Raw genomic sequence first — 20,981 nt, forward strand, 5'->3', positions numbered from 1 at the left:
CTGAGCTAATGTCGCATTTTCGTTTTAAGGCCGAAACGCCTGAAAATTTGGAGCGACATATCGGGTTCGAACCGATGACCTATACCTTGGCAAGGTATCGCTCTACCAACTGAGCTAATGTCGCGTCTCGTGCTTCATGACCCATTTACCGATTTCAAGGTATCGTCCTTTCTTACCGGCAACTGAGCTAATGTCGCATTTTCGTTTTAAGGCCGAAACGCCTGAGAATTTGGAGCGACATATCGGGTTCGAACCGATGACCTATACCTTGGCAAGGTATCGCTCTACCAACTGAGCTAATGTCGCGTCTCGTGCTCCATCACACACTTACCGTTTCAAGGTATCGCCCTTTCTTACCGGCAACTGAGTTACTGTCGCGTCTTGTGCTAACCATTACAGCAACAAGCCACTGCAAAGGTGAGGCCGCATTATATGAAAATTTCCAACCTCTGCAAGCCCCAGCAGTAGATTTATCTATCGTTTGCTCAAATTTTAAATACTTTTTCGCGATAGAACTTAAGCTCAGCGATTGATTCCTGAATATCAAGCAGTGCCTGATGGGTACCCTGCTTCTTGAAACCCTTCATCACTTCCGGATCCCAGCGCTTTACCAACTCTTTGACAGTGCTGACATCAATGTTGCGGTAGTGGAAAAAATCCTCAAGTTCGCGCATGTATTTGTTCAGAAATCGGCGATCCTGGCCAATGCTGTTACCACACATAGGGGACGCGCCTTTGGGCACATGATGAGAAAGAAATTCGATGGTTTGGGCAATGGCATCGGCCTCTGTGTGAGTGCTGGTTCTTACCCGTTCAATCAGGCCCGACTCACCGTGGTGCTTCTGGTTCCAATCATCCATGGCCGCCAAAACCTCATCACTCTGGTGAATGGCGAGTACCGGCCCCTGAGCCAGGACATTCAGCTCCTGATCGGTAACCAGAGTCGCGATTTCCAGGATCCTGTCGACCTCAGGCTCAAGCCCGGTCATCTCAAGATCAATCCAGATAAGATTATTTGCATCTGCAGCCATATACCTGCCTTTTGGTTCCAATGCCGTATTTTCAGGCTTTTTTGTCAAAGACCGTGTATCATACTGCTTTTTATCCCTAACCACATCAGATTATTGACGAAGATAGCCCTGTGAGTAAAAAGAAACCACTCAGTCATGGCCAACTGCGCCGCATGCGAGCCAATCATGAAAAAAGGCTAAAGGGCGGCAAGCCAGAAAAACAACTGCCTGAATTACAGGATAGTTCACTTGGGGCAGAAGAACCTGGCATTGTGATATCCCGTTTTGGCCAGCATGCCGATGTGGAAGTCACTACCGGTGAAATTATCCGTTGTAATATCCGTCGGACCGTGCAAAGCCTGGTAACCGGCGACAACGTCATAGTACGTCAGGCGCAGGATGATGGCAGCGCCATCGGTGGCGTTGTAGAAGCCGTTCATCCGCGCACTTCATCTTTGACCCGCCCTGACCTCTACGATGGGGTCAAGATCATTGCCGCCAATATCGACCAAATTCTGATTGTTACCTCGGTGGTGCCCGCCTTCACCACGCAAATCATTGACCGTTATTTAGTGGCCTGCGAAGACACAGGCATCACCCCGGTGATTATCCTCAATAAGATGGACTTGCTGGACGAAGAGAGCCGCAACAACATCGAGCAGGCACTGAAACGCTACGAGTCACTGGGTTACCCCGTATATCAGGTAAGCAGCAAATCCAAAGAAGGCATTACCACCTTACAAAGCCTCTTGAAAGATAAGATAAGCGTGTTTGTCGGCCAATCCGGCGTGGGTAAATCTTCAATGATTAACGCCCTGTTGCCGGATGCTGAATTGCTGACCGGTGATGTCTCCGAAACCTCGGGACTTGGCCAGCACACCACCACCACAGCCCGCTTGCTGCACTTGCCAAGCGGCGGCGATCTGATAGATTCCCCCGGCGTGCGTGAATTTGCCCTGTGGCACCTGCCGGCCGATCGTGTCAGCTGGTGCTTTGTCGAATTCCGCGACTATCTGGGCACCTGTAAATTTCGGGACTGCAAGCATCTGGACGATCCGGGTTGCAGCATCCGCGAAGCACTGGAAGACGGAAAGATCCATCAGGACAGATTCAATAACTATCACAGGATCATCGCCAGCCTCGATGAACAGCGACATGCGCGCCACTTCAGGCACAGCGACGAATGATTCGGCAACACATTGAAAGCGCAAGGATATATATAAGTGGATAAATTGAAGATAGCCCTGCAATACATAATGCCAAAGCATTTGATTTCCCGCATCGTGGGCAAATTTGCCGCCGCCGAAGCCGGCCCGGCCACCACTGCCTTTATCAAGTGGTTCATTAAGCAGTATGGCATCAATATGAATGAAGCTCTGCAGTCAGAACCCGAGGCCTACAAGACCTTCAACGACTTCTTCACCCGAGAACTCAAGCCCGGTTTACGCCCGGTGACTGCCGACAACGACATCATGGTGCACCCGGTGGATGGCGCGGTAAGCCAGCTTGGCCCAATTGAAGATGGTCGAATCTTCCAGGCCAAGGGACACCATTACTCAGCGCTGGCATTGCTTGGCGGCCAGGCTGACGATGCCGCCCGCTTTGAAGGCGGTGACTTTGCCACTATCTACTTGGCTCCCAAGGACTATCACCGCATCCACATGCCCATCAAGGGCACACTGTCGAAGATGACCTATGTGCCAGGCGAGCTGTTTTCAGTGAACCCGCTGACTGCCCGTAACGTGCCAGGTCTGTTTGCCCGCAATGAGCGTGTCGTGGCCATTTTCGAAACCGAAAAAGGCCCACTCGCCATGGTATTGGTTGGCGCGACCATAGTTGCCAGCATCGAAACCGTATGGGCCGGTACTGTGACCCCCCCTACCGGCAAGAAAGTCTTTACCTGGGTCTACCCTACTGAAGGCCCAGAGGCTCTCACGCTGGAGAAAGGCGCCGAAATGGGCCGCTTCAAGCTTGGCAGCACAGTGGTGATGCTGTTTGCCAAAGACGCGATTGATGAATTTGCAGATGGCGTAGAGCCTAAAGCCGTTACCCGCATGGGGCAGCCCTTCGCCAAACTGGAAGACTGATGTCAAAAGGTGCGCCCTCGGGCCTGTTGGAATTGCATGTAGCGGTACTGCTGTTTGGCGGTACCGCGCTGTTTTCCAAGCTGATCCCGCTCGGAGCCCTTGATATCACAGTCTTTCGCTGCGCCATCGCCGCCCTGGTGCTGGCGCTGATTGTTAAACTCAGTCATCAACCGATTCGTCTGCGGCATCTTGCCGATTACGGTATAGCCCTGATACTTGGCGTTATCGTCAGCCTGCACTGGGTCACCTACTTCGCCTCCATGCAAATGTCATCGGTCGCCATTGGCATGATAGCCTTTTTCACCTACCCGGTGATGACAGTACTGGTTGAGCCTATGGTTAACGGTACCCGGCTGCAACTGCAGGACATAATTTGTGGTATCGCGGTTCTGACTGGGGTGGCGCTGCTGATTCCCGAGGCAAGCCTTGGCAACGATGTCACCCTGGGCATTTTGATTGGTATACTGTCGGCGGCGCTGTTTACCGCCCGTAATCTGCTGCATAAACGCTACTTTGCCCAATACTCAGGCCCCCAGGCCATGTTTTACCAAACTGCGGTAGCAGCGGTGTTTTTGGGCAGCTTTGTTGAATCTAATCCCACCGAACTGGATGCCAGCGTCTGGCAGCTGTTGTTGCTGCTTGGGGTAGTATTTACCGCGATGCCCCATGCGCTGTTCACCTCAGCCTTAAGGCATCTGAGCGCCAAAACCGTGGGGCTGGTTTCCTGCCTGCAGCCCTTTTACGGCACTGTGTTGGCGCTGTTGCTGCTGGGGGAATCTCCAAGCTCCAGCACCCTGATTGGCGGCTTACTGGTGGTGGCCACCGCGGTATTTGAAACCACTCAGAGCCACAGATCACAGCGGCAAAAAAAGGCCTGAGACAGACATACCAATTCCCGTGGGCTTTGGTAACATTGTCGGGTTATTCCCATTTTCCCAAGCCCGGTGCCATGTTACGTATTCTGCTGATAGCGCTTGTTTTTTCTTCTTTTATTTGCCAAGCCAACTCTCCCCTTCAGTTGGATAAGCGCCTTGGGTTTACGCCAACCGAAACTCAGGTGCAAGCGACTCCGGCACAACAAACCCAGGATCTGCTGAGCAGCATCGAAACCCTGTCGCAAATGGCGATGGAGTATCAGGATCAACTGCTAAACTTCGACACCGAAAAAGCCACCCTCAATAAAGCCCTTGCCAATGCGCAGGCTGAGCTGCAACTGGCCCGGCGACAAGACCTGAATCAACAGGCGTCATCTGCCTACCTGCGTCTTTCTGAATTGAAGGAGGCTGAAAGCCAACTGATCCAACAGCAAAACAGTCTGTTGCAAAGACATAATCAGTTACCCGCAGCCGTATCTTCGGCCCGGCAGGCATTAATACAGCATCAAAAAGCACCACTTTCAGCACCGGATTCGTCCATGGGGTTACTACAACTAACCCAGCGGCAATATTACGAGCAAAATCTGACGACGCTGGAAGCGGAACAAACTTCCAGTCAAAAAAGAATTGAGTTACTGCAACTGCGTCTCAAGCTGATCCGGGCTCAACTGGTTCAACAAGAGCGTTTTATTGAAAAACTTAACCGGGCAATAAGTAATGAGCGTCAGGCTATTACCGATGCCACTCTCGCCGACAATCTGTTACCCACTGCCATCACCGATGACCCGCTTACTCGCCAATTGAAAGCAAACAACGAGTTGCTGGGACAAAAACTGCAAAACCTCACGCTGCAGATTGATAACGTTGTGGACAAACAGGAAGCCGCCGAAAAACGCTCACAGGCTCAGTCGCAGCAAATAACCAATGTTCAGGAGCAGATAACCTGGGTAAAAACCAACTCTGCCTTTGGCGAGCGCTTCCTGCAAATGCTGCAAAACCTGCCAAAGCCGCCGAATCAGGAAACTCTTCAAAATCAAATAGCTGACACCCGACTGGCCCGATATCAGCTGGAACAGGATTTAGCGCACAATCAGGAACGCCTGGAACAAAAAGAGCAGTTCACCGATGTCCAGTACCAGCTGCTGCAAGCTGAAAGTAAGTTGATACAACAACTATTACAGGGCTTCGAACAGTTACTGAGCGAATTGGCTAAACTCAAGGTCAGCCAAAATAACCTGACAGCCCAATATCACACCTTGAAAAATACCCTCAGCGAACATCTGTTTTGGGTACCCAATGCCGCTCCCATTGGCAAACTGTGGGTGACAGATCTGCATCGCAGCCTTATCTGGCTGGTACAGCAAGCTCCCTGGCATCAATTGTCTTTGGCACTGGATGAACAAAGCGACTACTGGTCCTGGTGGCTGATTTTGCTGGTGGTTTGCCTGGTGGTACAGGACATAGTTAAACCCCGCTTTACACGCGCTCTCGGCCGTTTTCTTACGCCGGTAGGAAACGTAACCCAGGATGACTTTATCTATACGTTCGAAACCTTATTGGCGACCTTGAGCTATGCGCTACTGCGTCCAGCCCCGGTGATCCTTGCTGGCGCGCTATTTATGCTTAGCCAGTACAACCTGGTTCAAGCCGTGGGTAGTGGCCTGCTGGTGACGGGCTGCGTCTATCTTGTATACCGGGTAATGCTTTTACTCTCGGTTGATAAAGGTGTACTAATTGGTCACTTCCGCCGCCCCAAGGAAGTCATAGAGCATGCGAAACAACGCCTGAGATCTTTGATTGTACTGACAATCCCCTTGGTGGCAGTGGTAAGTTTTACCGAGAACCTCGATCTGTCGCTGGTGCGCAACAGCCTGGGACGTGGCGCCTTCATTATATTGTGTTTACAACTCTTCTGGTTTTACCGCGATATCCTGAGTTTCACCCGCAAATATCGGGCAGAGCTGCAGACTCCAGGAAAAAACCGCCGTCTGCTGCAACGACTGTTATGGATGGTACTGTTACTGACACCTTTGCTCAGCACCCTCCTCGCCTGGCGTGGTTTTTATTTCACAGCGTTCCAATTATTGCTGCAGTTACAGCTGTCATTGCTGTTGGCGCTGGGCTTTTTGCTGCTGTACCAGCTAATTAAACGCTGGATGTTGATAGAAAGACGCCGTATTGCCTTCGATCGCGCCAAAGCAAAGCGAGCCGAGAAACTGGCCCAGCGTGAGCGGGGCGAAACAGTAGCCTCGGACAGCCAGGACGTGTACGAAGAGCCCAAAGTCGATTTGGAAACCATCTCCAGTCAGTCGCTGGGGTTGGTGCGCTCACTGCTTTTGCTGGCTTTCCTTGCCAGCTTGATTGGTCTGTGGACGCAAACCCACTCCGCCATGTTCTCTTTCCTTGATGGCATCAATTTATGGAACAGCACAGCCCTGATTGACGGCAGCGAACAGCTGGTACCGGTAACCCTGAAGTCTGTTCTGTTTGGCATTCTTATCATGGTGTTTTCACTGATGATTGCCACCAACCTACCGGGTCTTCTGGAATTGGTACTGTTACAGCGGCTCGACTTAACGCCGGGCACCGGCTTTGCCATTACCACGGTGAGCCGCTATCTGGTGGTGATGGTGGGCACCCTGGTGGGCTTTTCAACTCTGGGAATGGAATGGTCCAAGCTGCAGTGGCTTATCGCAGCACTGTCGGTGGGCCTCGGCTTTGGATTGCAGGAAATTTTTGCCAACTTTATATCGGGTCTTATCATTCTGTTTGAAAAGCCGGTACGCATTGGTGATACCGTCACTATCCGCGAGCTGACCGGTACCGTAAGCAAGATCCAGATCCGCGCCACCACCATTATCGATTGGGATCGCAAAGAAATTATCGTGCCCAACAAGGCCTTTATTACCGAGCAGTTAATCAACTGGTCGCTGTCTGATCCCATCACCCGTGTCATTATCAAGGTAGCTGTGGCGAGGGACTCAGATCCTGCCAAGGTGGAAGCCAGTCTGTATCAGGCTATTAAGGAGTGTCAGCACGCGCTGCATACCCCGGAGCCAGAAGTCTGGTTTGCCGGTTTTGGCCAACATACTCAGGACTACGAAGTACGCGCCTATGCCAAAGATATGGGGGCGCGCTGGCCACTGAGACACGATCTGCACAAACGGATCAGCGCTAAACTCAAGGAAAACAACCTTGAACTGGCGTTCCCACAGATGGAAATAACCATTAACCAAACTACCAATGTGCCGGGTCGAGAGTCGCAGCTGCAGCTGCGCTGATCCCCATGATGCTTCAGGAGCTTTTATGCTGATCTTTGCTCACCGCGGTGCCAGTGGTTACGCCCCGGAAAATACTCTCAAAGCCATGGAAATGGCATTAAGCCTCGGCGCAGAGGCCATTGAATTGGATGTGCATTGTGTCGAAGGGGAATTGATGGTGTTTCATGACCGCCATCTGGCAGGCAAAAGTAACGGTAAAGGGCTTATCCACCGACAAACCCTGGCAAACCTTGAGAAGGTTAAGGTACAGGGCGAGCCCATCCCAACCCTGTGGCAAGTGCTGGAATTGGTTCGAGGCCGCTGCATTGTCAATATTGAACTCAAGGGTATAGGTACAGCCGAGCCCCTGGCGTTACTCTATCCACGCATACTGACTGAACTGGGCTTTAACGCCGGGCAGCTGATTATTTCGTCCTTCCACCACCCGATGCTGGCTGCATTCAAAGCACAGGTTCCCGAAGCTCGAGTAGCGCCGCTGCTGGGCTCTTTGCCGTTAGATGGGGCCGAAATAGCCAGCCTTCTCAATGCCTATTCACTACACCTGGACGTGAGCTTTATCGACCAGGCCATCGTTGATGATGCCCATCGAAGAGGTGTCAAAGTCTATGTATACACTGTGGATGATAGCGACGATTTACAGGCCCTCAGGGAAATGGGAGTAGATGGTGCTTTTTCAAACTTTCCTGATCGGGCCATCGAAGCAATATCCAAGCCTTCCGGGCGCGATTATCGCCACTGGTTCGAATGATTTCAGGCCTGTCGCTGGCGTTCAGCCCAAACACCAATAAAAATAAAGCTAATGGACAACACAGCCATCAGCCAAACCGGTGACAGGCTGCTAAGGGTTGCGGCCAAGTGGGGGCTTGCCCAGACAATGAGCAACCCAAATCCAAAGGCGTTGATCAGGATAAAAATAAGGGTTCGCACCAGAAAATTCTTTGCTCCAATCATGCGTTTAACAACACGGTTGAGATCCGGCGCCAAAACAATGAGGATACAAACCAGCATTGCAGTAGCAATATCGGATATCCAAGGATAAATAAGTGCTGCAAGATCCTGTATCAGGCCTTTGATTGTGTTCATTTAATGAAAATAGTTATGATTATTCAATAACAATAAGAATAAGGGGTACAGACCTTGAAACACAAGCTACTGCTGCTCACCCGCGAAAATGATCGTTACCGATCCTTATTGGCTTGTTGTCATCTTCCCGATCTCGAATTACTCAATGACAATCCGTCCGGCATACGCCGCGCCGATATCTGGCTCGCAGAGCCGGGGCTGGCGGCGCCACTGCTGGGCCATGCGGATCGTTTGCGTTGGATGCAGTCAACCTTTGCCGGTGTAGATTTGTTGGTAAAGCCAAAACAAAGACGTGACTACCAGCTCACCAATGTAAGGGGGATTTTTGGCCCGCTGATGAGTGAATACCTATTTGGCTATCTGTTGGCACGCCAGCGTGACCATCAGCTTTACAAAAACCAGCAGCAACAAAAAGTTTGGCTGCCGGGCAGCTACAAAACCCTGCAAGGCTCTGAGCTTTTACTGCTGGGTACCGGATCCATTGCCAAGCACATAGCCCAAACGGCCAAACACTTTGGCATGCGCGTCACTGGTATTAATCGAAGCGCCAAACCTACCCCAGGCTTTGATGAGATTACCACCCTGAATGCACTGCCGGAATTGATCCAACGGGCAGATGCCATTGCCAGCATTTTACCCTCAACGGAACAAACCCGCGGAGTGCTCAATAAAGACATCCTGTCTTTGATGAAAGAAGATGCGGTACTGTTTAATCTGGGGCGTGGTGATGTGCTGGACTTGGATGCTTTGGCCATTCAAATGGCCAAACAACCGGGCCAACAAGCAGTGCTCGATGTATTCAATCAGGAGCCCTTGCCGGAAGAACATCCTGTCTGGGGGCTGGACAATGTAATCATTACCCCCCACATTGCGGCACCGAGTTTCCCTGAACAGGTCGCTGAAATTTTTACCAGTAATTATCATAAGTTTTTGATAGGCGAAGCTTTATCCCACAGAGTGAATTTTGAGCGCGGTTACTGAAACTCACTTAAAAACAGAAAGGCGCTGTTTAGCGCCTTTCTGTGATCCTCTATGATTCACTTATGCTTTAGCTCTGAAACTACGCTGTAAAAACTGTTTCACTAAAGCCTCCTGAGAACCAATTTTGACAACAAGCCCCTGATTCAACTTCACCATTTCCTGGCCCAGCTGACTACTCGACGTTGCCAACTGGGATGCGTTAACAATATTGCGACTGACTTCATTTGAAACGCTGGACTGTTCCTCAACGGCACTGGCGATATGATGGGTCATATCCGTAATAGAGGCTACCGCCGCGCGAATACTGCGCAGAGCCTCCCCAGCCTTGTCCGATTGTTCAACACAGGATTGTGCCATGTCCACACCCTGATGCATCGAAGCGACAGCCTTGCCGGTACCTTGCTGTAACAGGCTAATCATATTTTGTATCTCGGTGGTAGAATCATGAGTCCGCTTGGCCAGCGCACGAACTTCATCAGCCACCACTGCAAACCCTCTGCCCTGTTCTCCAGCCCTTGCTGCCTCAATGGCCGCATTCAGGGCCAGCAGGTTGGTTTGCTCGGCAATACTCTTAATTACATCCAGTACTGTACCTATGCTCTTGCTTTGAGCTTCCAGTTCAGCAATAACCTGCGAAGTATTCACCAATTGGGAGGACATGGATTCAATAGATTTGATCGTATTGGTAACTATGGTGTCGCCAGCCACAGACTCATCACTGGCACGCTGCGACGCATTGGCAGCATCGGCACAATTCGACGCCATATCCTGCAAGGTTGCTGTCATTTGCTGAATGGCCGTCGCCACCTGATCCATTTCGTGTTGCAAAGCAGCACTATTGCCTTGTACATCTTCCCCTTTCGCCGCCGAACTATGGGCACTGCTTTTACTTTGCTCACTGGAGTCCAGCGTTCTGCCCAGCACAGCTCTAAGTTCGGACGCCTGCATCTGCAGAGCAAGATCAATTTGAGCCACACAATCGGAATGACCTGTATAAAGGTAAGTCATCAGTGGATTGTTATAAATACCATGAGCCTTCTTGACCAATTCATGATAGCGGCGTAAACACATCAGGCCTCCGCCAAATAAGATCGCGGCACTGAGAATCCAGGCAACAATCCCAGCAGCGCCACTGTCAATCGCCAGATACAAACCTGGTAACAGTGCAAAAACGGCCACCACCCCCAGCTTTTGAGTCATGGTGGTCTTCATCTTGAGCTGGGACACACTCCCCTTTTCGTTCAGTTCTTTGTAGGCTGACTCAGCTCGGCGAACTGATTCACGGGTAGGTTTTGTTCGAACAGACTGATACTCCTTGATTTGTCCATTTTCACTGATGGGAGTGACAAAAGCGTCAACCCAATAATGATCGCCATTGGCGCAGCGGTTTTTAACCAATCCTTTCCAGGGGGTTCCTTTTTTTATGGTGCTCCAAAGATTTTCAAAGGCTGCTGGCGGCATGTCCGGATGGCGCACCATGTTGTGGGGCTGCCCTTCCATTTCAGTGAGCTGATATCCAGCAACTTTACAAAACGCAGGGTTGGCATACTTAATGATGCTTTTGGTGTCAGTGGTTGAGAGCAGTATCCAGTCATCGGGATAATCATTCTCTTTTTGAGTGATTGGCAAATTTTTACGCATACCTTAGTATTCCTCGGAGTTTTATCGCATCAACACCTAATCTTTGGCAGTGTTTCCACCATAAATAGTACCTATAAGCATTAGTAATAAGCATAACATTTCAGTAACAACGCGCCATTGTATATTACATTGTTTGCAAATAACTTTGACTTCTAACTGCAGAGATAACCGACAAGCTTGAATTCGCTCATCTATATAAGAAAGCGTTATTGATGATGAGAACTGTTTTTATTTATAATTGGCGTGTTCAATTAATATGCAGGACTCATCATGTACGTTTGTGTGTGTTACGCAGTTACCGATACCCAAATTCAACAAGCTGTGCATCAGGGAGATGTCACCCTCGCGGCGGTGAAAAAGCGTTTGGGCGTGGGCAGCCAATGTGGCAAGTGCATTCAAACGACGCTGGAAGTAATTGAACGGCAGTTGGATAAAGAACCCAATTTCTACGAAGTAGCTTAAGCTAACCACCACAGAATTCTATTCAGTTTCACTGACGGCCAATCCCGCTGGCGGCAATAAAAAAGCGCTGCCGGTGCAGCGCTTTTAAATTTTTTCTTTCGACTAGAGCACCGGGGTATCCCCTTCGCCCAACTCAACCCGGTCAACCCGCTGCAAGCCACGGGGTAACTTGGCGCCACGCCTGCCACGCTCACCGCGGTAGTGCTCGAGGTCGGCACTCTTCAACGTGAGCTTGCGCTTACCGGCCCACAGGGTAACCGGCGAATCGGCCGGCACCAGCTGTAAATGAGTGAGCAGCTCTTCCCGCAGTTTGGCTCGCTCAGACGGAATGCCAATAATCTTATTGCCCTTTCCTTTGGCAAGCTGTGGCAAGGCATCCAGGCCAAATACCAACATACGGCCTTCATTGGTGATGGCCAAAATCGATGGGTTAACCTCTTTATCCACCCGTCTTGGAGGCAATACCTTGGCTCCGGATGGCAAACTTAACAGCGCCTTACCTGCTTTATTGCGCGACACCATGTCAGCGAAACTGCAAATAAAACCGTAACCGGCATCACTGGCAAGCAAATAGTGCTGCTGATCTTCACCCAGCAATAAGTGCTCCATCGTCTCGCCGGGCGCAAGATTGAAGCGAGTCGTAATAGGTTCACCCTGGCTTCGGGCCGACGGCAAGGTATGGGTGTCAGTGGCAAACGCCCGGCCGGAGCTGTCGATAAACACGCTCTGCTGGTTGCTTCTGCCCGGCGCGGCGCACAGGAAGCCGTCACCGGCCTTATAGGACAGACCTTCGGCGTCTATGTCATGGCCTTTGGCGCAGCGCACCCAACCTTTTTCAGACAACACCACGGTAACGGGCTCAGTCGGCATCAGCTCCTGCTCAGTGAGCGCTCGGGACTCCTGACGCTGCACCAGTGGCGAACGGCGATCGTCACCATAGGTCTGGGCATCCTGCTCCAGTTCTTTCTTAATCAGGGTCTTGAGACGACGCTCAGACCCCAGGATCTGTTCAAGTTTATCGCGCTCGGCTTCGAGTTCATTCTGCTCGGCCTTGATTTTTATTTCTTCGAGCTTGGCCAGATGGCGCAGTTTCAGCTCGAGGATGGCTTCTGCCTGGCGGTCACTGAGGTCGAAACGGGCCATCAGCTCGGCCTTTGGCTCATCATGGAAGCGAATGATTTCAATCACTTCATCAATGTTGAGGAAGGCGACCATCAAGGCTTCGAGGATGTGCAGGCGAGCCAGCACCTTGTCGAGGCGGAATTGCAGGCGGCGGCGAACCGTTTCGGTTCTGAATTCCAACCACTCGCTGAGCATATCCTTCAGACCTTTGACCTTGGGACGGCCATCGAGCCCGAGTACGTTCAGGTTTACCCGGTAGCTCTTTTCAAGCTCGGTGGTGGCGAAGAGATGAGCCATCAACTGCTCAACATCGACCCGATTGGAGCGTGGCACCAACACCAGACGAACCGGGTTTTCATGGTCAGATTCGTCACGCAGATCCGATACCATCGGCAGCTTTTTCGCCTGCATCTGGGCGGCAATTTGCTCAAGAATTTTGCTGGAGCTGGCCTGATGCGGCAGCGCCGAGATTACCACTTCACCATTTTCCATGGCGTAAACAGCACGCATCTTGATAGAGCCGCGGCCGGACTCATAAATACGGGCAATCTCATCTGTGGGGGTGATGATCTCCGCCTCGGTGGGATAATCCGGGCCGGGAACCAGTTCCATCAGCCGTGGCAGTTCGGTTTTGGGATTATCCAACAGTTCGATACAGGCGCTGGCAAGCTCGCGGGCGTTGTGCGGCGGAATGTCGGTTGCCATACCCACGGCAATACCTGTCACCCCATTCAGCAAAATGTGCGGCAGACGGGCCGGCAACACCTTGGGTTCTTTCATGGTGCCGTCAAAGTTAACGCCCCAATCCACAGTGCCCTGCCCCAGTTCAGATAGCAGCACTTCGCTGAAGCGCGACAATCTGGCTTCGGTGTAACGCATGGCAGCGAAGGACTTGGGATCGTCCGGCGCACCCCAGTTACCCTGGCCATCGACCAGCGGGTAACGGTAAGAGAACGGCTGCGCCATCAACACCATAGCTTCGTAGCAGGCGCTGTCGCCATGGGGATGATACTTACCCAGCACGTCACCTACGGTACGGGCGGATTTTTTATGTTTGGACTGGGCACTCAGCCCCAGTTCACTCATGGCATACACAATACGGCGCTGAACCGGTTTGAGACCGTCGCCGATATGTGGCAAGGCCCGGTCCATGATCACGTACATGGAATAATTGAGATAAGCCTCTTCGGTGAAGCGCCTCAGCGGCATCTGCTCCACGCCATCCAGGCTTAAGTCTATGGCGTCACTCATGGTTGTTCTTCCTGTGTCGCCGCCTCTTCTTCGTGCTTGAAGAAGAACCGATAAACATTGCCTTTCAAATCATCTGAGATAAACAGCGAACCGTCGGTTCCCATCGCCATGGCATAGGGCCGGGCCACAGGAAACTCGCCATCGAGAAAACTAATCAGGGTTTCGCGGCTTACCACTTCCCCCTTGTCGATACTGAGCACCACTATCTGATACCCAATTTTACTGGAGCGATTCCAGGAGCCATTTTCGGCCACCAGCAGCTGATTATGGTATTCAGCCGGAAACTGCTCACCGCGATAAAACAGCAACCCCATGGGCGAAACATGGGCGGGCAGCTCAAATACAGGCGCTGTGACTTTAAGATTTTCCGGCTTTTCGTAAGCCGGTTCCATCACACTGGTGGCATGTACATAGGGAAAACCATAATGCACGCCCTTGGTGTCGACCCGATTTATCTCATCCGGTGGCAGGTTGTCGCCCATCCAGTCGCGGCCTATGTCGGCAAACCACATTTTGCCGTCTTTCGGGGACCAGTCAAAACCACGGACACTGCGAACACCGGTGGCTATTTGCTCGCTGGCACCTGTGCGTACATCGATGGCGAGTATTGACCCGAACGGAGCCTCTGCCTCGCACACATTACAGGGCGCACCAATGGCGATATACAGGCGACCATCCGGCCCAAATGACATGGCGCGGTCGCTCTTTTTGGTGTCGGCGGGTAGCTTGCCGTACACCTCTCTGGGGCGACCCGGGCGGCGCAGGCGCTGCTCGATATCTTCGTAACGCAGGATTTTTTCCTCCAGCGCCACGTATAAATCGCCGTTGTGAAACGCGATAGCCTCCGGGTTTTCCAGCCCTTTGCCGACTACATAACGACGATCTACCCGACCATCGTTATTGGCATCTACCAGTGCGGTAATGGTGCCACCTTTGGCTGAACCGACGAACAGGGTGCCGTTGGCCCCCACAGCCAATTGCTTGGCGTCGTCGAGATCCGAGGCGTACAGCTCAATGCCGAATCCCTTGGTTACGGTAATAGTTATCGACTGCTCGGCCAAAGCCGGCAGCGACAGCCAAGTGATCCCCGCAACCAAAAGGCGGCCAAGGTTCGTGTTACTCAACATTCTTTTTTGCCTGTTATCGTTATCATGGGCATGGATGTTCTCAGATGACAGCCAAATCGCCTTTGGTTTCAAGCCAGGTCTTTCTATCGCCGGAGCGCTTCTTCGCCAGCAGCATGTCCATCAAGGCCACGGTATCGTCGGCATCATCAATGGTCAGCTGCACCAAACGGCGGGTGTTGGGATCCATGGTGGTTTCCCGCAGTTGCAGCGGGTTCATCTCACCCAGACCTTTGAATCGGGTCACCTGTGGCTTGCCCTTCTTGCCTTCGGCCGCCAGACGGTCGAGCACGCCCTGCTTTTCCGGCTCATCAAGGGCGTAATACACCTCTTTGCCGATATCGATACGGAACAACGGTGGCATGGCGATATACACATGACCACGCTCCACCAACACCCTATAGTGCTTGAGGAACAATGCACACAGCAATGTGGCAATGTGCAGTCCGTCTGAGTCCGCATCGGCGAGGATACAAATCTTGCCGTAGCGCAGCTCGGAAATATCGTCGCTGTCAGGGTCGCAGCCGATAGCAACCGAAATATCGTGCACTTCCTGCGATGCCAGCACCTGTGAGGCTTCCACCTCCCAGGTATTCAAAATCTTACCCCGCAGCGGCATGATGGCCTGGAACTCACGATCCCGTGCCTGTTTGGCGCTACCGCCCGCCGAGTCACCCTCCACCAAAAACAGCTCTGATGTCATGGGATCCTGGCCACTGCAATCGGTCAGCTTGCCAGGCAGCGCCGGGCCTGAAGTCACCTTTTTACGGGCCACCTTCTTGGCTGCCCTCATACGCTTTTGCGCATTGGCAATACACATTTCGGCCAGCGCTTCGGCGAGATCGGTGTGGGAGTTCAGGTACAGCGAAAACGCATCACGCACTATGCCGGAGACAAATGCCGCACTCTGACGGCTGGAGAGCTTTTCCTTGGTCTGGCCGGCAAATTGCGGGTCCTGCATCTTAATAGACAAAATGAAGGCCGTTTTATCCCAGATATCCTCCGGACTCAGCTTGAGGCCGCGGGGGATCAGATTGCGGAATTCACAAAACTCACGCATGGACTCCAGCAAGCCCTGACGAAAGCCATTTACATGGGTGCCGCCAAGCGGTGTGGGGATCAGGTTAACGTAACTCTCAGCCAGATATTCACCGCCTTCCGGCAGCCAGGTGATGGCCCAGTCAGCGGCTTCATTATTGCCAGAAAAACTGCCAACAAAAGGCTCTGGCGGCAACATGGTCACGCCACCCACGGTGCTCTTGAGGTAATCGGTCAACCCGGCTTCAAAGTACCATTCCTGCACTTCGCCGGTTTGCTTGTTGGAGAATTTAATTCTAAGCCCGGGGCAGAGCACCGCCTTGGCTTTAAGCAGATGCACAAGCTTGGTGATGGAGAAATTGGGGGAATCAAAATAACTGGCATCGGGCCAGAAATGAACACTGGTACCTGTGTTACGGCGACCACAGCTGCCAGTAACACGAAGATCCTCAACCTTTTCCCCATGCTCAAAGGCCATTTCATAGACCTGAGCATCACGGCGCACGGTAATTTCAACCCGCTTGGAAAGCGCGTTTACTACCGAGATCCCCACCCCGTGGAGACCACCTGAAAACTGGTAGTTTTTATTGGAGAATTTACCGCCCGCATGGAGCTTGGTGAGGATCAGCTCAACCCCGGAAATGCCTTCCTCCGGATGCACATCCACTGGCATTCCGCGGCCATCGTCTATGACCTCAAGTGAGTTGTCTGTGTGCAGAATGACATCGATGCGACTCGCGTGGCCTGCCAGTGCTTCGTCCACACTGTTATCGATAACTTCCTGGCCCAAATGGTTGGGACGGGTGGTGTCGGTATACATACCGGGGCGGCGCTTCACAGGCTCAAGGCCATTCAGCACTTCAATCGCATCAGAATTGTATTGGTTGGTCATGGCGCACGTTATTTTTCGTTATTCAGGCCATGGTGCGGCCCTGCGGTTCGGTTTGTCAAGGTAACTCTAAAAATGCGGCGATATCCGGCAACTGCCGCTCAAAACCCACAAAACTGTGGTCTCCGCCGGGTTCAATCAGCATCCGGCAACAATGGTATTTGTCCAGCGCCAAACGGTAGTCCAGCACTTCGTCACCGGTTTGTAATAATACAAAAAAGCGGTCGGGATTGGCTATGGCTTCGACATCATAGCTTTTCAATGCTTCCCTATGTTCAGGCAGTACCTGGTAGTGCTCGTCGGTATAAGGGTTGTGCTGCGGACCGAGAAACTCTTCAAACAAATCATAGGGCGACACTGCTGGGTTGATCAGCACAGCCTTGCCCCCGAAAGTCTCCGCCAACCAGGTGGCATAAAAACCACCCAGGGATGAGCCAATGTATCTCAACACCTCTCCACGCTCGCGGGCTTCCCCGGTCAAATCAGCAAGCAGCCTGACGGCGGCATCAATATCAGATGGCAATTGCGGCTGCACCAGACGCACATCCGGATACTGACGGGCAAGAAAATTAGCTGTCAGCACGCCTTTTTCAGACAGGGGGGAGCTGTTGAATCCATGTATATAGAGCAGCATAGTTCCTCACGCTGCGGCCTGAGCCCTCAGTAACCGCTGGAGTTATGGTCGGGGGCGAACAGGTTGCCCGGCACCCGATAAACATGGGTATGAATGCTACCATCGTGCAAAAGCTCCAGCAAACGATAGCCGGGCTGCAGATGGTCCAGGGCAAAATAAGGGGATTTGGGCTTGAACTGAATACAGGTGGACGGGGTGGCCATCAGCGGCAGTGGCGCATTGTCACGGGGGTAGAATTCATCCAGCGCCTGATGCACATGGCCCCAAAGCACACCTTTCACCTGAGGGTATTGCGACACCCGCTCAAGGAAAGCGGCACCATTATCCATGCAGTGCTGATCCAGCCAGACACAGTCGACCGGAATCGGGTTGTGATGCATCACCAACAAGGTGTGACGCTCAGGCTCGGCTGCAATGGCCTCGTCAATCAGTGCAAACTGCTCTTCCCCCATGTGGCCGCCTGGCTTGTCGCGCACAGTGCTGTCGAGCATCAGAATCTGCCAGTTACCAACAAAGATACGCTGCTGACCAAATACCCTGGGGCCTTGCATATGCAGATGCATTACCCGCGGGTCGTCGTGATTACCGGGCAAATAATGACATGGCAAGCCCAGAAAGCCGATGGCATCGACAAAGTTGCGGTAAGACTCGGGGGTATAATCCTGACTGATGTCGCCGGTGGCCAGCATCAGATGGGCGGGGTAATGGGTCGCGTTGAGGGTATTGAGCACAGCCGAGAGACTATGGGCGGTATTAACACCCAGAAGTTGCCCCTCATGGCTGGCAAACAGATGCGGGTCGGTGATCTGCACCAGGCGCGCAGTTTCCCCCTCTGTTAAGTTATATTCAACAGCCTCTTTCAGCACTATGTCGACCCAATTTCTAAGACTGAACTGTCATCTGATTACGACAGCCAATCTTCAATAATTCTTCCAGGAATGCATTAACCTGGTACTTTTCATCACTTTGGTACATTCGTAAATTGGGGTAATCATACACTGCACTGAGGAGGGAAATCTGCTGACCAGTTAACACTTCTGCTAATTTAGCATCATGATAAATCCGAACCAATACCTTAGGATCTTCGATAAGCGGAGTTTTCCCCAACGGACGGGAAATTTCGACCAATTGGGTGTAACGGGTGTTTTCCAAAAGGGTAATCTTCAGCAGCCCATGCTTGCCGCAAACGCTGACCGGCGCATCAAGGGCGAGTGCCTCCGGTAGCCAGCGCAGCAGCAAGGCGTAATTGCGACCACAAAGGGCAAGAAACCCATTGAGGTCAGGTTGATATCTGGGCTTTACACTATTCAATGTTATCCCCTGCGGTACTTGGTGTAATTGAGTTCAAGCCACTGCAGCCCGATAACCGTAGAAGCATTGTCAATTTCACCGGACTCGACCATGGCATAGGCCTGAACCCGTGGCATCACCAGCACCCGAATATCTTCATGTTCATGAGCCAGACCATGCAGTCCCGCAGCGTTGCTCGCATCTACTTCGGCCAAAAACGCATAAAAGCGTTCACTGCAACCGCCGGGACTGGACAGATAACTGCCGGTTGGGATAAGGCGTTTAGCTTCGAGCCCCGCTTCTTCCATCAGTTCTCGACAAGCTACCTCTTCTGCTGATTCGCCTTCTTCAATCATGCCCGCCACCAGTTCCAGTAGCCATGGGCATTTTGTAGTCTCCAGCGCCGGAAAACGCACTTGCTCAATCAGCACTACATTGTCGGTAACAGGATCGTAAGGCAGTACCACCACGGCATGCCCCCGCTCAAAGACTTCGCGGGTGACTTCTTCACTCCAACCGCCAGCGAACAGCCTGTGCCGAAACCGATACTGCACCATCCGGAAAAAGCCCTGGTACAGCGGGCGAGAATCGAGCAATTCAATGTCTTTTCGGCTAAACAGTCTGTTAAACATCCCGTGCTCCTTCAATACATCTTTCACTTATTATCAGGGGTTTTACACAAAGATTTAAATTAAAATCTGTTACACTTCTGGTTTGACTCAAAAATGGTTGATTTTTTAGTATTTCAAGCATTAAGTTTTAGCTGTTTCGGGAAGCGTCGGGAAGCGCGAACCGCCCGGATTAAGGGCATTTGATTTTTAATCCAATTGAAACCCCGCCCTCGGGGCCATTGTCTCTATAAGGACAGCCAATGAAATTCAAGCTTAGTTCTCTGTGCGCCGCCGTGGTTTTAGCGGCAGGTACATCCAGTGCCAGTGCCGACGACCTGTTGCAAATCTATCAGCAAGCATTAACCAATGATCCGCTGGTTCTTCAGGCACAGGCTCAACGTAATGCACTTTATGCCCAAATCGAAGAAAACCGCGCTCCCCTGCTGCCGACTATCAGTGCCAACGTAGGCTACAACAAGGCATGGAACGACCCATCCAACAATAGCGATGGTTTCACCGGCGGCGTTAAACTGAATCAGGTAATATACGACCACAGTGCCTGGGTAGGTCTGTCTCTGGCCGAAAAAGCGGCAGCCCAGGCTGACGCGGCCTACGCCTCTACCTTGCAAACACTCATTACACGCGTAACAAAAGCTTACTTTGACGTGCTCAAAGCCAAGGACAACTTCGAATTCCAGGGCGCCGAAAAACGCGCTATCGAACGTCAGCTGGAGCAAACCAAGCAGCGTTTTGCCGTGGGTCTGACAGCCATCACCGACGTTCACGAGGCTCAGGCACAGTATGACCTGGCATCGGCCACAGAAATTCTGGCGGAAAACACCCTGTCAAACAGCTATGAAGCGCTGCGCGAAATCACCGGCATCGACCACAAGTCCATTAATGTGCTCGACACCGACCGTTTCAGTGCAGCCAGTCCGGCACCTTCCATGCCCAATGAATGGATTAAGATGGCTGAAACCAACAGTACTGACCTGATGAGCCAGCGTATCGGGAAAGATATTGCAGAAGAAACCATCAGCCTGTACAAAGCCGGCCATTATCCTTCATTGAGCTTGAGCGCTGGATATACCAAGGGTTTCGAGCAGAATCCGGGGCCCGACTTTGATAACAGTTCCATAGGCCTGACTCTGAGCGTACCCATTTTTGAAGGTTTCCGCGTGTCATCAAAGGTTGAGCAGGCTCAGTACAAGTATGTTGAAGCAAGTGAGAGACTGGAACAAACTCATCGACGGGTTGTAAAAGATGTGCGCAATAACTTCAACAATGTGGGTGCATCCATCAGCTCTATCCGCGCATATGAACAGTCTGTCGTATCCTCAGAAAGTGCACTGAATGCGACCCAGGCAGGCTTTGAAGTGGGTACCCGTACAATCGTTGACGTACTGAATCGTACCCGTGATCTGTACGATTCCAAGCGTAAACTGTCGGATGCACGTTACAGCTATATCAGCTCAGTAATGGCTTTGAAACAAGCCGCAGGCACTCTGACAGAAGATGATATCATTGCCATCAACAATGGCCTGAAGGCAGCACAGTAACTCTCTGTGCTTAAGCAATAAAAAACCGCCTATTCGGGCGGTT

General features: G+C 51.9%; 18 protein-coding genes and 2 tRNA genes. 8 read left to right on the plus strand and 12 right to left on the minus strand.

The window, feature by feature from the left end:
• Positions 1-48: 48 nt before the first annotated feature.
• From ABYK60_RS11435 to orn, 3 genes are all read right to left on the minus strand, one after another.
• Positions 49-124 (minus strand) — tRNA-Gly (locus ABYK60_RS11435).
• A gap of 106 nt (positions 125-230) precedes the next feature.
• Positions 231-306, minus strand: a tRNA-Gly gene (locus tag ABYK60_RS11440).
• Between the two features lie 179 nt (positions 307-485).
• Positions 486-1,031, minus strand: coding sequence for an oligoribonuclease (gene orn / locus ABYK60_RS11445; RefSeq protein ID WP_372872155.1), 546 nt, complete (start codon positions 1,029-1,031; stop codon positions 486-488).
• 110 nt (positions 1,032-1,141) lie between these two features.
• Between orn and rsgA the strand changes: the two genes are divergently transcribed.
• From rsgA to ABYK60_RS11470, 5 genes are all read left to right on the plus strand, one after another.
• Positions 1,142-2,197: a small ribosomal subunit biogenesis GTPase RsgA gene (gene rsgA, locus ABYK60_RS11450; protein WP_372872156.1), complete on the plus strand. Its 1,056-nt coding sequence runs from the start codon at positions 1,142-1,144 to the stop codon at positions 2,195-2,197.
• 36 nt (positions 2,198-2,233) lie between these two features.
• Positions 2,234-3,097 (plus strand): archaetidylserine decarboxylase, encoded by an 864-nt coding sequence (asd, locus tag ABYK60_RS11455; protein ID WP_372872157.1) that lies wholly within the window; start codon positions 2,234-2,236, stop codon positions 3,095-3,097.
• Positions 3,097-3,975 carry a DMT family transporter gene (locus ABYK60_RS11460; RefSeq protein WP_372872158.1) on the plus strand — a complete coding sequence of 293 codons (879 nt, stop codon included), beginning with the start codon at positions 3,097-3,099 and terminating at the stop codon, positions 3,973-3,975. The genes asd and ABYK60_RS11460 overlap by 1 nt, the downstream gene beginning before the upstream one ends.
• A gap of 71 nt (positions 3,976-4,046) precedes the next feature.
• Positions 4,047-7,253: a mechanosensitive ion channel domain-containing protein gene (locus ABYK60_RS11465; RefSeq protein WP_372872159.1), complete on the plus strand. Its 3,207-nt coding sequence runs from the start codon at positions 4,047-4,049 to the stop codon at positions 7,251-7,253.
• 25 nt (positions 7,254-7,278) lie between these two features.
• The gene (locus ABYK60_RS11470) at positions 7,279-8,001 is read left to right on the plus strand and encodes a glycerophosphodiester phosphodiesterase (RefSeq protein WP_372872160.1); all 723 of its coding nucleotides are present in this window, start codon (positions 7,279-7,281) and stop codon (positions 7,999-8,001) included.
• A gap of 2 nt (positions 8,002-8,003) precedes the next feature.
• Here the strand turns inward: ABYK60_RS11470 and ABYK60_RS11475 are convergent, their stop codons facing one another.
• A complete protein-coding gene (locus tag ABYK60_RS11475) occupies positions 8,004-8,336 on the minus strand; it encodes a DUF3392 domain-containing protein (protein ID WP_372872161.1) in 333 nt (110 codons plus the stop codon).
• A gap of 54 nt (positions 8,337-8,390) precedes the next feature.
• Here ABYK60_RS11475 and ABYK60_RS11480 point away from each other — a divergent pair, with 54 nt between their 5' ends.
• Positions 8,391-9,317 carry a D-2-hydroxyacid dehydrogenase gene (locus ABYK60_RS11480; RefSeq protein ID WP_372872162.1) on the plus strand — a complete coding sequence of 309 codons (927 nt, stop codon included), beginning with the start codon at positions 8,391-8,393 and terminating at the stop codon, positions 9,315-9,317.
• A gap of 60 nt (positions 9,318-9,377) precedes the next feature.
• Here ABYK60_RS11480 and ABYK60_RS11485 read toward each other — a convergent pair whose 3' ends face one another.
• Positions 9,378-10,958 carry a methyl-accepting chemotaxis protein gene (locus tag ABYK60_RS11485; protein WP_372872163.1) on the minus strand — a complete coding sequence of 527 codons (1,581 nt, stop codon included), beginning with the start codon at positions 10,956-10,958 and terminating at the stop codon, positions 9,378-9,380.
• 270 nt (positions 10,959-11,228) lie between these two features.
• Here ABYK60_RS11485 and ABYK60_RS11490 point away from each other — a divergent pair, with 270 nt between their 5' ends.
• Complete coding sequence (locus ABYK60_RS11490; RefSeq protein WP_372872164.1) at positions 11,229-11,420, plus strand: (2Fe-2S)-binding protein; 192 nt, start codon at positions 11,229-11,231, stop codon at positions 11,418-11,420.
• 102 nt (positions 11,421-11,522) lie between these two features.
• On the opposite strand, the gene parC is transcribed toward ABYK60_RS11490, so the two are convergent.
• The 7 genes from parC to nudF are packed head-to-tail and all read right to left on the minus strand — an operon-like array spanning position 11,523 to position 19,400.
• Positions 11,523-13,793, minus strand: coding sequence for a DNA topoisomerase IV subunit A (gene parC / locus ABYK60_RS11495; protein ID WP_372872165.1), 2,271 nt, complete (start codon positions 13,791-13,793; stop codon positions 11,523-11,525).
• Entirely contained in the window at positions 13,790-14,920 is a 1,131-nt protein-coding gene (locus ABYK60_RS11500; protein ID WP_372872166.1) for a sorbosone dehydrogenase family protein, read from the minus strand. Before ABYK60_RS11500 ends, parC begins: the two co-directional genes overlap by 4 nt.
• Positions 14,921-14,960: 40 nt before the next feature.
• Positions 14,961-16,847: a DNA topoisomerase IV subunit B gene (parE, locus tag ABYK60_RS11505; RefSeq protein ID WP_372872167.1), complete on the minus strand. Its 1,887-nt coding sequence runs from the start codon at positions 16,845-16,847 to the stop codon at positions 14,961-14,963.
• A 55-nt stretch (positions 16,848-16,902) separates the two neighbouring features.
• Entirely contained in the window at positions 16,903-17,478 is a 576-nt protein-coding gene (locus ABYK60_RS11510) for a YqiA/YcfP family alpha/beta fold hydrolase (RefSeq protein ID WP_372872168.1), read from the minus strand.
• 26 nt (positions 17,479-17,504) lie between these two features.
• On the minus strand, positions 17,505-18,344 hold the full coding sequence (gene cpdA / locus ABYK60_RS11515; RefSeq protein ID WP_372872169.1) for a 3',5'-cyclic-AMP phosphodiesterase: 840 nt from the start codon (positions 18,342-18,344) through the stop codon (positions 17,505-17,507).
• Between the two features lie 16 nt (positions 18,345-18,360).
• Positions 18,361-18,795 carry a DUF1249 domain-containing protein gene (locus ABYK60_RS11520; RefSeq protein ID WP_372872187.1) on the minus strand — a complete coding sequence of 145 codons (435 nt, stop codon included), beginning with the start codon at positions 18,793-18,795 and terminating at the stop codon, positions 18,361-18,363.
• A complete protein-coding gene (gene nudF, locus ABYK60_RS11525) occupies positions 18,792-19,400 on the minus strand; it encodes an ADP-ribose diphosphatase (protein ID WP_372872170.1) in 609 nt (202 codons plus the stop codon). Before nudF ends, ABYK60_RS11520 begins: the two co-directional genes overlap by 4 nt.
• 239 nt (positions 19,401-19,639) lie before the next feature.
• Between nudF and tolC the strand changes: the two genes are divergently transcribed.
• A complete protein-coding gene (tolC, locus tag ABYK60_RS11530; protein ID WP_372872171.1) occupies positions 19,640-20,938 on the plus strand; it encodes an outer membrane channel protein TolC in 1,299 nt (432 codons plus the stop codon).
• The last annotated feature ends 43 nt before the right edge of the window (positions 20,939-20,981 follow it).

The organism is Shewanella sp. (genome assembly GCF_041630135.1).
GTDB lineage: Bacteria > Pseudomonadota > Gammaproteobacteria > Enterobacterales > Shewanellaceae > Shewanella.

What these genes read in the sequence shown, in the direction of transcription:
- orn (WP_372872155.1), bottom strand. Translation starts at nt 1,031, where the DNA reads ATGGCTGCAGATGCAAATAATCTTATCTGGATTGATCTTGAGATGACC.
- ABYK60_RS11460 (WP_372872158.1), top strand. Translation starts at nt 3,097, where the DNA reads ATGTCAAAAGGTGCGCCCTCGGGCCTGTTGGAATTGCATGTAGCGGTA.
- ABYK60_RS11465 (WP_372872159.1), top strand. Translation starts at nt 4,047, where the DNA reads ATGTTACGTATTCTGCTGATAGCGCTTGTTTTTTCTTCTTTTATTTGC.
- ABYK60_RS11470 (WP_372872160.1), top strand. Translation starts at nt 7,279, where the DNA reads ATGCTGATCTTTGCTCACCGCGGTGCCAGTGGTTACGCCCCGGAAAAT.
- ABYK60_RS11475 (WP_372872161.1), bottom strand. Translation starts at nt 8,336, where the DNA reads ATGAACACAATCAAAGGCCTGATACAGGATCTTGCAGCACTTATTTAT.
- ABYK60_RS11485 (WP_372872163.1), bottom strand. Translation starts at nt 10,958, where the DNA reads ATGCGTAAAAATTTGCCAATCACTCAAAAAGAGAATGATTATCCCGAT.
- ABYK60_RS11490 (WP_372872164.1), top strand. Translation starts at nt 11,229, where the DNA reads ATGTACGTTTGTGTGTGTTACGCAGTTACCGATACCCAAATTCAACAA.
- parC (WP_372872165.1), bottom strand. Translation starts at nt 13,793, where the DNA reads ATGAGTGACGCCATAGACTTAAGCCTGGATGGCGTGGAGCAGATGCCG.
- ABYK60_RS11500 (WP_372872166.1), bottom strand. Translation starts at nt 14,920, where the DNA reads ATGTTGAGTAACACGAACCTTGGCCGCCTTTTGGTTGCGGGGATCACT.
- parE (WP_372872167.1), bottom strand. Translation starts at nt 16,847, where the DNA reads ATGACCAACCAATACAATTCTGATGCGATTGAAGTGCTGAATGGCCTT.
- ABYK60_RS11510 (WP_372872168.1), bottom strand. Translation starts at nt 17,478, where the DNA reads ATGCTGCTCTATATACATGGATTCAACAGCTCCCCCCTGTCTGAAAAA.
- nudF (WP_372872170.1), bottom strand. Translation starts at nt 19,400, where the DNA reads ATGTTTAACAGACTGTTTAGCCGAAAAGACATTGAATTGCTCGATTCT.
- tolC (WP_372872171.1), top strand. Translation starts at nt 19,640, where the DNA reads ATGAAATTCAAGCTTAGTTCTCTGTGCGCCGCCGTGGTTTTAGCGGCA.